This window comes from Paenibacillus sp. FSL W7-1287, from assembly GCF_038004245.1.
GTDB classification, from domain to species: domain Bacteria; phylum Bacillota; class Bacilli; order Paenibacillales; family Paenibacillaceae; genus Pristimantibacillus; species Pristimantibacillus camelliae.
In genome coordinates, this window is sequence record NZ_JBBORD010000001.1 from 497,501 (window position 1) to 510,000 (window position 12,500).

A 12,500-nucleotide genomic window follows, 5' to 3' on the forward strand; every position below is an offset into this window, starting at 1 on the left:
ATAACTAATAATCATCCATTCGCTTTAATGCGTCCTCCTCCGCAATCGTTTGTATATCGTCAGCTATTATTGTAATAATCGGATAATATGAGCTTTCGGCTCTTTTGATTGCCTTCTCCTTAATATACTTTGCTTTACTCTCTGCAGATTCTTCATCGTAAAACAAAATGATCGCATCAGTTTTTTGCAAAATTAGCTGATCTCTTGCTTGGAATTGCCATGGCCCAGCATAAGGCTGCTGACTAACTACAGCAAAATGATCTAGCTTTCCTTTTATTTTGTTGAAGTATGCCTTCCGATCCTCCTTCCAATTTTCCTCTTGATTCATAAATGCCTGTATCATCGATACTTTAATATGTGGGTAATCTGTTTTACGTAGCATAAACAGCACCTCTGCTGCCCATAAATCAAATCCGTACGTACCCGTAATAATAAACCATTCTGCTCCCTCCTCTATAAGAGGGATAACCTTCTTATAAAAGGCCTGTCTTATAAATCGTATCGCCTCATGCTTCTGATTAAATATTCCTAACTCGTGTGCGGCATAGCCCGCAATAAATACATTCTTCATATGAATCCCTATACTCCTATATCGAACTTCAATTAATACTGCTTCTTTATGTCATTGTACTATTTAAATGAAATGTCTGTTTAACGCTTTAGCATCTATCAAACGAATTTCAACCTCAAATCGTAAATTTGTCTCCTCTTTATTTACTTCACTTTCCTATATAGTATCCCTTGTATTCATTATTAGAAAAACAGAGAGGGGTTTTTTGAAGTGAGTAAAATGAAAAAAACGCTTTTGCTGCTAGCAGCTGCCATTATGGTATTTACACTAGCTGCATGTAGCTCTAGCAACAACAATTCAGGTAACAATGCAACAAACAGCAATTCATCTGACACATCTAGTAATTCAGACAACTCAAGTAAAGCATCCGGCGAAACGGTTGAACTATCTTTCTGGACGCTAGGTAATACCAACTACGAGGATCTTGCTAATCAGTACATGCAAGACAATCCGAACATAGTTATTAAAATTCAAAACACTGGTGACCAAACGGCTCACCATAATAACTTAACAACAGCTTTATCTGCTGGCTCTGGTGCTCCAGATATTTTCCAGCTTGAAATTGGCTTTATGGAGCGTTTCCTAGCTGCTCAAAATTCATTCCACAACCTAAATGATCTAGGTGCTGCGGATGTAAAAGCTAACTTCCTTGATTGGAAATGGGCACAAGCATCTTCTGTAGATGGCAGCTTCCAAATCGGTCTTCCTACGGATATTGCTCCAACTGTTGCTTACTATCGTACAGATCTACTTGAACAAGCAGGTCTTCCTACTGATCCAGTAGAGTTCTCTGCACTAATCGATACATGGGATAAATTCGCTACAGTAGCTAAGCAGTTTACAGATGCTACAGGAATCCCTTTTGTTGATTCTAGAGACTTGATCTACAACGCAGTACGTGACCAGGCTGACGGTCAAATTTACTTCGACAAAGAATCTGGCGAGTTTATCGGTAATACCAATCCTCAAGTAAAAAAAGCTTATGACTTCACAATTAAAGGAATCCAAGAAGGCTGGGTAGCAAACTATGCACTATGGGCAGCTGATTGGACACAAGCTACAAACGATGGCGGCTTCGCTGTCCTTCCTGGTCCAGCTTGGATGCTAGGTAACGTTAAAAGTAACGGCCCGGACTCTGCTGGATTATGGCGTATTGCTCAGCTTCCTGAGGGATCAGGTAACTGGGGTGGTTCATTCCTAAGTATTCCTAAGCAAACAAAGCATGCTGAAGAGGCTTATGCATTTATTGAGTGGATGACTTCTCAAGAGCAACAGCTAAAAACCTTTACGGTAAGTGGTTTAATGCCTTCAACTCCTGCACTATTTGAAGCAGCTGAATTCAAAGACCATACAGATGAATTCTTAGGCGGCCAAGCTTCTGCTGCTGAATTTGCTTCTGCTGCTGAGCGTGTAGCACCAATTTATTATGGCCCGCTTCACGATCAAACAGACTCTTACATTAAAGAAGCCATTCAAAACGTTCAAGAGAAAGGTGCAGACCCTCAAGCTGAATGGGATGCAGCGATCCAAAAGATCGAAAACCTAATTAAACGTAGCTAATCTCTTCTGATATACGACCATTCAAGATCGCGGGGTTTTCCTGCGGTCTTGAATTATTAAATCACTTGGAGGTGCCTCATGGCCACTACTGCACAGACATCAGTAAAAACTGCAGTACCTAAAAGAAGGTTATCTGAGCGTAAGCGAGATAATCTCTTTGCTTATTTGTTTATATCGCCATTTTTTATTATCTTTGGTATCTTCGGACTCTATCCGATATTGTTTACCATCTATCTTTCCTTTTTCAAATGGGACGCTCTTAATCCGATGAAGTATATCGGCTTGCAAAACTATCAGTTTGTCCTAGAGGATTCAATATTTTGGACTTCATTCTCTAATACATTATTAATTAGCGTTATGGGTACAATCCCGCAGCTCATACTAGCACTACTTATTGCTATATTTCTGAATTCCGCATTTACAAAGTTTAAGCAGGTTTTCCGTGTATTGTTCTTTATGCCCAACATTACCTCTATCGTTGCTGTAGCTCTCGTATTTAGTGCGATTTATAGTAACAATGGAATGGGTAACTGGCTGCTTGATATCTTTGGCCTAGATGCTGTGGCATGGAATTCAGGCTGGTGGGGCGTTAAAATTGCCATTGCTACAATGATTATGTGGCGCTGGACAGGATACAACATGGTTATTTATTTATCTGGTCTACAAAGTATTCCAGCTGACCTTTACGAAGCAGCAAGAATTGATGGAGCTGGTCGTTTTCAGCAAATGATCCATATTACTTTGCCGCTACTTAAACCTTTCATCATCTTTACCGTTATGATGTCAACAATCGGTTCACTTCAGCTATTTACTGAGCCTTATGTATTCTTAGGCCAATCTGGAACGAGCTCGTTACGTTCTGAAGGAATAACGATGGTTAACTACCTATATAGCGAAGCATTCAGTAACAGCTTCTTCGGTACAGCAGCTGCGACTGCCGTCATCTTATTGGTGTTTACAATTATGTTCTCCATGATTAATATGTGGGCTTCTAACAAGCTTGGTGGAGATACGGAGGGATAATACAATGAAAGCTAAAATCGGAGATCAGCCTAGCTCTTTTACAACGATATTCTACTATTTGTTTTTAGGAATTGGTGCCATTATATCCGTATTCCCATTCTATTGGATGTTCGTCATCGCTTCCAATGAACGTGGTGCTGCATCACATATTCCACCTATCATAACGATTGGTAATCAGTTTATAAACAATTTCAACCGTGCCTTAGAGAAAACTGAGTTTTGGACGGCGTTTGGTAACTCTCTATTTGTTTCTACCTTAGTCACCGCGTCTGTTGTTATCTTCTGTTCTCTAGCTGGCTACGCATTTGCAAAATATAACTTTAAGTACAAAAACTTTTTATTCTTTTTCGTGCTTGGTACGCTATTTGTTCCACAGCAGCTAAGCGTTCTTCCAACGTATGTCATTATGGCTAAGCTGCAATGGATTGATACGTATAAAGCATTAATTGTTCCTGCGATGGTCAATGCGTTCGGTATATTCTGGATGAGACAATATATTTCAAGCTCTGTTCATTCTGAGCTTCTGGAAGCAGGTAAAATCGATGGGGCAGGTCATTTCCGCATATTTAGAACGATCGTGCTTCCAATCATTACGCCATCTATCGCCACATTAGGTATTTTTACGTACTTAAACACGTGGAATGATTTCTTCTGGCCTTTAGTCGTTCTGAAGGATAAAAGTCACTATACCATTCAAATTGCTTTGCAGCAGCTGTTCACGACACGTGACGGTCTAGACTTTGGTATGATTATGTCTGCTACCTTTATGGCAACTCTACCACTGCTCATCGTATTCTTGTTGTTCAGCCGCTGGTTTATTGCTGGATTAACTTCAGGTGCCGTAAAAAGCTAGTTTAGAAAAATTGACAAAGATATATATTTATTGACATTACGATATCTGTTCATGTAGAAATAGGAGAAGGTAGTCTTAGGGAGCGTGACCATAGTGAAGCTTAGACGTAAAATTATGCTTGCCAATATCCTTCTAGTTTTTATCCCTGTTATTGCAATGGGGACTATTTCTTACTTTAACTTTTCTAATACAATTACGACCAAAACGAGTCATTTTTATCGCATGTCCTTGTTAGAAACTGATCGGAAGCTAAGCTACGCATTAAATGAGATTAACTCTATCTCTAACTCAGCAATTACGCAATCTGTTATACAACAAACGTTAAAAATGCAAAACGATATTACCAATTATGATGTTAAACAAAAAATTAATATTTTGTTAATAAATCATCCTATGGTACATTCCTTTCGCTTGTATTCGAGAAATCGGTTGGTTTACAGTTATAACTCGGCGGAATCATTAGTTGACCTTAGAGCACAGCCCTGGTATAACGCTATGGAGAAGGCAGATGGTGTGCCGATTTGGTCAGGACCAGGAGAAAATGGTTCTGCTGCTGAAGACCAACCTATTCTCATACACTCAAGGGTGATTAAGGATTATTACTCATTAGAAGATATAGGCTCTATTGTTCTTGAGATAAAAGCAAATTTGCTTGATCAAGTATTTTGGGAAACCGCGACAATGGAGCAAGGTAATATCCTGCTCATTAACAAATCAGGAACGATTGTCTATGACAAGTCAGGAGAGAATATAGGAGACCGTGTCTCTTTTCCTTTCCTTAACGATAAATATGAAAGCGCTAATAATAGTTTTATTGACAAATATAACGGGGTTAAATCATCGATCACGTATCTAGAGTCTCAGCAAGCAAACTGGTATCTCGTCGCGATTACTCCAACTGCGGTATTGCAGGCTGAATCGATACCGATTCGTAATACAGCGATATTGCTCGCTGCTTTTTCTTTAATTTCTGCATTATTGTTTGATAAGTTTTTTGTTCGTCGTCTGATTAGAAGGATCAACAGTACGGTAAGTGGTATGCGTCGTGTAGAGCAGCGACAATTTAAGCAAATCCCTACTGAGCATACCTCCAGGATTGATGAAGCGGATATGCTTGTCCTCGGCTTTAATCGCATGTCCGCACAAATGGAAGAGCTTCTTCATCAGATAGAAGTAGAGCAAACGATGAAGAAGGAAGCTGAGCTGCAAGCGCTTGTATCTCAGATCAATCCACACTTTATCTATAATTCCTTAGAATCGATTAACTCGATGGCTGTATTACAAGGGAATAAGGATATTAGCAAAATGGTCATTTCACTTGGACGTTTACTTCGCATTAGCATTAGTGAAAATAAAGAGCTTATTACCCTGCAGACCGAATTTGAGCATGTGCTGCATTATATGAATATACAGAAGTTTAGATTTGAGGATAAGTTCGAGTATACCTTTGATTTACCAGAGCATTTGAAATCCTACGTTACTCAGAAGCTTATTGTTCAGCCTATTGTTGAGAATGCACTATATTACGCGATCGAACCAATGGAGAATAAGGGCTATATTCATGTAAAAGCCTCCGAAGGTAAACAAGAAATTTGGATCGATATTATCGATAATGGGCCTGGCTTTAGCGAAGATGTGCTGCAAAATTTATGGACAAATGTAAACTACAAGAGCTCCAAATATAAAGATAGCAGTGTCGGCTTACGAAATGTACATGAACGTATCCGTATTCGCTTTGGGGCGCCATATGGCATGATGATCTGTTCCTCTGCTGGACATGGTTCTGTTATTCGTATTAGAGTGCCAAAAATATTACCTACTCAGGATAATATGGTAATCCATAAGTGAGGGTTTGAGATGCGAAAACTAAAAGATATGAAATGGATTGTTCTCTATATTCTTATTCTTGCGACAACGATCATTTATAGTGTTCCTAAAGGCAATAGCCAAGCGACGATTACCCAAACTGATAAAGTAACGATTACATTTCGTCACGTATGGACGCAAGAGCATGATCTCCCGATGATGAATATTTTTCAAGATGTCGTTCGTGAATTTGAAGCCACGCACCCTAATGTAAAGGTTAACTTTGAAGGGCTAGATCAAACAAGCCATCGAGAGGAAAAGCTTAAAAGCGAAATGGTAACCGGAACACCTCCCGATATGTTCGTGTTATTCGGTGGTGCAGAGCTTGATCCCTATGTAGGCTCTAATCGACTGCTTGATCTTACTGATTTTGTTGAAGAGCATCAATTGGATTTTATAGATCTTAGCTTATGGACGTATGATGGACATGTATATGGTCTTCCCTTCGAAGGGCATGCACAGCCGCTGTTTTACAATAAGAAGATCTTTAATCAGCTCAATCTAACACCACCAGCTACGATCGATCAACTAAATGAAGCAATAAGGCAACTGAAAGCTTACGGCTACATCCCTTTTACATTGGGAAATAGTGATTTGTGGCCAGGTAGTATATACGCTCACTATTTAATGGATCGCTATGCAGGGCCTGAGCTTATTCAAGCTATAGCAAAGGGCGAGGCATCCTTCGTTAATAAAGAGTATCTTCATGCGTTTAACCAGCTTCAGGATTGGAGTCGCGACAATGCGTTTAACAATAACTTTGCGCAAATCTTATCGGTGAACGCCATTCACTTGTTTAACTCAGGTCAAGCGGCTATGTATCTTAATGGAAATTGGGACATCACTCTTTTTCAATCAACTGATGGCACAGATTTTCAACAGGATATTGGTGTTATTCCATTTCCATCCCTTCATAAGGATGAACGTCCCTCCATTGTAGGAGGCTATACAATCGGCATCGGTTTATCGGCAAATTTATCAGGCTTACAAAAAACTGCTGCATTAGAGCTGATGCAGGCCTTTTATACAGATGAGGTTCAAAGAAGAATTGTATATGAAGCCGCTCGATTACCATCTATGAACATGACGTACGATGTAAATAAAACTGGACCGGTGTTCGAACAGGTTGTTGAGCTGCTTGGGGAAAGTGATAAATTGTTCCTCGCTTATGATAATGTCTTATCACCTGAAGTAAGAAAAGCATTTTGGACGATAAGTGACCAATTAATTAAATTAGAGATCACAAGTGAAGAAGCACTAATTCAGCTCGAAGAAGCATCTAAGCTATATTTTAATGTGATCAATAACTATGGAGAGGAATGGGATGGCAATGAATAGCTATACAGCACTTCTTGTCGATGATGAACCAATTATATTAAGAAGCTTATCTTATGCCATTCCTTGGACGGATCTACACATAACGAATGTACTTACTGCTAAAAATGGCGAGGAAGCACTAAAACTATTCCACGAGCATCAGCCTGACATCATTATTAGCGATATTCGAATGCCTACCTTAAATGGAATCTCGCTTATGTCAGAAGTGATGAAGCGTAAGGAGAATCTAATCTTTATCGTCATTAGCGGCTATGGTGAGTTTGAATATGCAAGAGAATCTCTAAAACACGGCGCTACAGGATACCTGCTGAAGCCTATTGATCATGATGAGCTAACGGCTATGCTCGAAAAATCCATACAAAAGCTGAAATCACAGCAGGAAGCCACTCAAGAAAGCCAGCAGCTTCTTGATTCAGTGAATACGTTATCGTTGCTTGCAAGAGAAAGAATGTTTGCTGAGCTTATTGAAGGTAATCAGCGTGCATTAAAGCATATCAATTGGTTAGATGACCAATACCTGCAGCAGCCATATTATATGATGGTTGTACAGCTGGATCATATTACGACTTTTAATAAACGCTGGAGTACGGACGAAAGAAGGCTATGGTTGTTTGCTGTTCGTAACATACTTGAGGAGTGGTCAACTAATAATCAAGCTTTGGCCGCTTTTCCGCTTCATAGTGGAGAATGGATTCTGTTCTTTAAGAATATGCCTGATGATCATAAGAAACAGCTCGCTAAAGACATTGTACTACATGTTAAAAAGTACTCTAAGCTATCTTGCTCTGTCGGAATAAGCGCAATTGTCCATAGCTTAGAGCAGCTGCATCATGCATATATTAGTGCTTGTGATGCGCTGCATCAACGCTTCTATGCAAGCACGGAGCATGTCTTTATTGATCAGGATCAGGATGAAGACAAGCTAACACAATCCACTTCAGGATGGCAGTATCCAAAATGGTTAGAAAAAAATATTATTGATAGTATACGAACGTTAGAATTCGCATCTACTCGTGAATATCTGCAGCAGCTTAGATTAGAGCTTGAACGTGGTAATCTTACTAAAGATGCTCTCATCCGTTATATTGTGGAGATTGCTGTCATTACACGAAGAGAATTTGAACATTTACAAATCGAGCTACCTTCGACAGTAGATGAACTCATTCAGCATTTGATGGAATCCGATACGTTAGAGGAAGCTATTACTGCACTAAGCAAAGCTGTTGAGCAGTGGATTAGTCATTTTGAACACCAGCAGCACAATGAGGAAGGGCCAGCACTCATTGAAAGGGCAATCTCCTATATAAAAAACCATTATCACAATGATATTGGTATTGATGAAGTATGTGAGTTTATTGGACTGAGTGCGAGTCATTTCTGTACATTATTTAAGCAAATTACTGGATCTACATTTTTGGAGTATGTAACAAACTGCCGAATTGAAAAAGCTAAATATCTTTTACTTCATACTGAGGTTAAAGTTTATCAGCTTGCCCCACTAGTCGGTTATCAGGACTCTAAGTACTTCACGCAAGTGTTTAAGAAAATGACTGGCATGACACCGTCAGAATATCGTGTGACTGCAGAGACAACTTAAACAGGTTGTTGCCGTAAATCATTAATATTGCGGGGATTTAGCATAGTTGCTAGATCTCCGCATTTTTGTCTCTATTATATGTTTTCATATTGATTTCCACACATTCGGCTCATTAAACCAAATCCTCACTGACTCGGCTCTACGCAATCACCATGCATCATCACTACATTCACACAACAAAAAAGCCTACTGCATACGCAATAGGCTTCCTTCGTGCTTGGCAACGGCCATTCCGCACCGGTTGTTTAACATCGTGACTACACTTCCTTGATTAACATCATGTTTTAACCTCAAGGTCGGCGTCTGAATCATCCTATACTACCGCTGCCTCATCATCGAATATACGTCGATCAGATTCAGACACTCTCCTGAATTACCGCAGTGCCTTCCTCAGCAAGACTCGCACTAATAGGTGACTATTTCACACGCCATATACTAATCTATACAAATCAATTCTAATCAGTTTGTAAGTATACCGCTCATAAAGTTAGTTATTCTTTCTTATTACTCTAAACCTCACCGACTGAGCTCTACGCAATCACCATGCATCAACACTACATCCTCCGCACAACAAAAAAAGCCTACTGCATACGCAATAGGCTTCCTTCGTGCTTGGCAACGTCCTACTCTCCCAGGACCCTGCGGTCCAAGTACCATCGGCGCTGAAAGGCTTAACGGTCGTGTTCGAGATGGGTACGCGTGGTTCCCTTTCGCCATCGTCACCAAACGTTGCAGATGCTTCCAAAGTGGCTTGCACCCTCAAAACTGGATATGAAAGTTGTGAATCTCCTTAGCGTTTCAAGCAGAAGCATATGCTTCCGATGTGACTTGTGAATCTTCGCTTACGCTCCGTATTCAAAGTCTGTAGGATAAGCCCTCGACCGATTAGTACTGGTCAGCTCCATGCATTGCTGCACTTCCACCCCCAGCCTATCAACCTCGTCGTCTTCAAGGGGTCTTACTAATTGGGAAATCTCATCTTGAGGGGGGCTTCACGCTTAGATGCTTTCAGCGCTTATCCCTTCCGTACTTGGCTACCCAGCTATGCTTCTGGCGAAACAACTGGTACACCAGCGGTACGTCCATCCCGGTCCTCTCGTACTAAGGACAGCTCCTCTCAAATTTCCTACGCCCGCGACAGATAGGGACCGAACTGTCTCACGACGTTCTGAACCCAGCTCGCGTACCGCTTTAATGGGCGAACAGCCCAACCCTTGGGACCTACTTCAGCCCCAGGATGCGATGAGCCGACATCGAGGTGCCAAACCTCCCCGTCGATGTGGACTCTTGGGGGAGATAAGCCTGTTATCCCCAGGGTAGCTTTTATCCGTTGAGCGATGGCCCTTCCATGCGGTACCACCGGATCACTAAGCCCGACTTTCGTCCCTGCTCGACTTGTAGGTCTCGCAGTCAAGCTCCCTTATGCCTTTACACTCTTCGAATGATTTCCAACCATTCTGAGGGAACCTTTGGGCGCCTCCGTTACTTTTTAGGAGGCGACCGCCCCAGTCAAACTGCCCGCCTGACACGGTCCCTTCACCAGATTCATGGTGACAGGTTAGAACTCCGATACGATCAGGGTGGTATCCCAACGGCGCCTCCACACATGCTGGCGCACATGCTTCATAGGCTCCCACCTATCCTGTACAGATCGTACCAAAGTCCAATATCAAGCTACAGTAAAGCTCCATGGGGTCTTTCCGTCTTGTCGCGGGTAACCTGCATCTTCACAGGTATTAAAATTTCACCGGATCTCTCGTTGAGACAGCGCCCAATTCGTTACGCCATTCGTGCGGGTCAGAATTTACCTGACAAGGAATTTCGCTACCTTAGGACCGTTATAGTTACGGCCGCCGTTTACTGGGGCTTCGGTTCATAGCTTCGGGTTACCCCTAACCACTCCCCTTAACCTTCCAGCACCGGGCAGGCGTCAGCCCGTATACTTCGTCTTACGACTTCGCACAGACCTGTGTTTTTGCTAAACAGTCGATTGGGCCTTTTCACTGCGGCCCCCTCGGGCGATTAACCCTACCGGGGCACCCCTTCTCCCTAAGTTACGGGGTCATTTTGCCGAGTTCCTTAACGAGAGTTCTTCCGCGCGCCTTAGCATGCTCTGCTCGCCTACCTGTGTCGGTTTGCGGTACGGGCACCTAGATCTCACTAGAGGCTTTTCTTGACAGCCGGAGCTCATGACCTTCGCTACTGTAATTTTCACTCCCCATCACAGCCCAGCCTTATAGCCAGCGGATTTTCCTACTGACAAGCCTCACTGCTTGGACGGACTATTCCATCAGTCCGCGTCACTACCCTTCTGTGTCACCCCATTGCTCAAACAACCTTCGGTGGTACAGGAATTTCAACCTGTTGTCCTTCCACTACGCCTTTCGGCCTCGCGTTAGGTCCCGACTTACCCTGAGTGGACGAGCCTTCCTCAGGAACCCTTAGGCTTACGGCGGACAAGATTCTCACTTGTCTTTTCGTTACTCATACCGGCATTCTCACTTGAATACAGTCCACCAGTCCTTACGGTCTGACTTCAATCCGTATTCAACGCTCCCCTACCCAAGTACCAAATGGTACCTGCCATAGCTTCGGTGGTGTGTTTAGCCCCGTTACATTTTCGGCGCAGAGTCACTCGACCAGTGAGCTATTACGCACTCTTTAAATGGTGGCTGCTTCTAAGCCAACATCCTGGTTGTCTGTGCAACTCCACATCCTTTCCCACTTAACACACACTTGGGGACCTTAGCTGATGATCTGGGCTGTTTCCCTCTTGACAATGGATCTTAGCACTCACTGTCTGACTCCCGGTTATACATGACTGGCATTCGGAGTTTGACTAGACTTGGTAACCCTCGCGGGCCCCGCATCCAATCAGTGCTCTACCTCCAGCATGCTCTACACCGAGGCTAGCCCTAAAGCTATTTCGGGGAGAACCAGCTATCTCCGAGTTCGATTGGAATTTCTCCGCTACCCCCACCTCATCCCCGCACTTTTCAACGTGCGTGGGTTCGGACCTCCAGTGCGTGTTACCGCACCTTCATCCTGGACAGGGGTAGATCACACGGTTTCGGGTCTACGTCTGCATACTATATGCGCCCTATTCAGACTCGCTTTCGCTACGGCTCCGTCTCTCCAACTTAACCTTGCATGCAAACGTAACTCGCCGGTTCATTCTACAAAAGGCACGCCATCACCCATTTAACGGGCTCTGACTTCTTGTAAGCGCACGGTTTCAGGTTCTTTTTCACTCCGCTCCCGCGGTGCTTTTCACCTTTCCCTCACGGTACTGCTTCACTATCGGTCACTAGGGAGTATTTAGCCTTGGCAGATGGTCCTGCCGGATTCCGACGGGGTTTCACGTGTCCCGCCGTACTCAGGATACAGCTCGGAGGGTGCAGGTTTTTGGCTACAGGGCTTTTACCTCTTCTAGCGGGCCTTTCCAGACCTCTTCACCTAACCTACACCTTTGTAACTCCATGTGAGCTGTCCTACAACCCCAGAGAGCAAGCTCTCTGGTTTGGGCTGTTCCGCGTTCGCTCGCCGCTACTGACGGAATCACTTTTGTTTTCTCTTCCTCAGGGTACTTAGATGTTTCAGTTCCCCTGGTATGCCTCACTCTAACCTATGTATTCAGTTAGAAGTAACCGTCCATTACAACGGCTGGGTTTCCCCATTCGGAAATCCCCGGA

At 42.9% G+C, this 12,500-nt stretch carries 7 protein-coding genes and 2 rRNA genes (1 of these 9 cut by a window edge); 6 read left to right on the forward strand and 3 right to left on the reverse strand.

Annotated features, from left to right (window positions below; all coding sequences use genetic code 11):
- Positions 1-4: 4 nt before the first annotated feature.
- On the reverse strand, positions 5-571 hold the full coding sequence (locus tag NSQ99_RS02350) for an SLOG family protein (RefSeq protein ID WP_340834775.1): 567 nt from the start codon (positions 569-571) through the stop codon (positions 5-7).
- Positions 572-781: 210 nt separating this feature from the next.
- Here NSQ99_RS02350 and NSQ99_RS02355 point away from each other — a divergent pair, with 210 nt between their 5' ends.
- From NSQ99_RS02355 to NSQ99_RS02380, 6 genes are all read left to right on the forward strand, one after another.
- On the forward strand, positions 782-2,131 hold the full coding sequence (locus NSQ99_RS02355) for an ABC transporter substrate-binding protein (RefSeq protein WP_445670469.1): 1,350 nt from the start codon (positions 782-784) through the stop codon (positions 2,129-2,131).
- Between the two features lie 78 nt (positions 2,132-2,209).
- Positions 2,210-3,154 (forward strand): carbohydrate ABC transporter permease, encoded by a 945-nt coding sequence (locus tag NSQ99_RS02360; RefSeq protein ID WP_340834778.1) that lies wholly within the window; start codon positions 2,210-2,212, stop codon positions 3,152-3,154.
- A gap of 4 nt (positions 3,155-3,158) precedes the next feature.
- Positions 3,159-4,007, forward strand: coding sequence for a carbohydrate ABC transporter permease (locus NSQ99_RS02365; protein ID WP_251671582.1), 849 nt, complete (start codon positions 3,159-3,161; stop codon positions 4,005-4,007).
- Positions 4,008-4,100: 93 nt separating this feature from the next.
- Complete coding sequence (locus tag NSQ99_RS02370; RefSeq protein WP_340834780.1) at positions 4,101-5,855, forward strand: sensor histidine kinase; 1,755 nt, start codon at positions 4,101-4,103, stop codon at positions 5,853-5,855.
- Between the two features lie 9 nt (positions 5,856-5,864).
- On the forward strand, positions 5,865-7,211 hold the full coding sequence (locus NSQ99_RS02375; protein WP_251671578.1) for an ABC transporter substrate-binding protein: 1,347 nt from the start codon (positions 5,865-5,867) through the stop codon (positions 7,209-7,211).
- Positions 7,198-8,808: a response regulator gene (locus NSQ99_RS02380; RefSeq protein WP_340834783.1), complete on the forward strand. Its 1,611-nt coding sequence runs from the start codon at positions 7,198-7,200 to the stop codon at positions 8,806-8,808. The genes NSQ99_RS02375 and NSQ99_RS02380 overlap by 14 nt, the downstream gene beginning before the upstream one ends.
- 610 nt (positions 8,809-9,418) lie before the next feature.
- On the opposite strand, the gene rrf is transcribed toward NSQ99_RS02380, so the two are convergent.
- Both rrf and NSQ99_RS02390 read right to left on the reverse strand, forming a co-directional pair.
- Positions 9,419-9,535: ribosomal RNA gene (gene rrf, locus NSQ99_RS02385) — 5S ribosomal RNA — on the reverse strand.
- A 138-nt stretch (positions 9,536-9,673) separates the two neighbouring features.
- Positions 9,674-12,500: ribosomal RNA gene (locus NSQ99_RS02390) — 23S ribosomal RNA — on the reverse strand (it continues 103 nt past the right edge of the window).

Excerpts from the sequence above, each read along its gene's own strand:
- NSQ99_RS02350 (WP_340834775.1), bottom strand. The coding sequence starts at position 571 with ATGAAGAATGTATTTATTGCGGGCTATGCCGCACACGAGTTAGGAATA.
- NSQ99_RS02360 (WP_340834778.1), top strand. The coding sequence starts at position 2,210 with ATGGCCACTACTGCACAGACATCAGTAAAAACTGCAGTACCTAAAAGA.
- NSQ99_RS02365 (WP_251671582.1), top strand. The coding sequence starts at position 3,159 with ATGAAAGCTAAAATCGGAGATCAGCCTAGCTCTTTTACAACGATATTC.
- NSQ99_RS02375 (WP_251671578.1), top strand. The coding sequence starts at position 5,865 with ATGCGAAAACTAAAAGATATGAAATGGATTGTTCTCTATATTCTTATT.
- NSQ99_RS02380 (WP_340834783.1), top strand. The coding sequence starts at position 7,198 with ATGGCAATGAATAGCTATACAGCACTTCTTGTCGATGATGAACCAATT.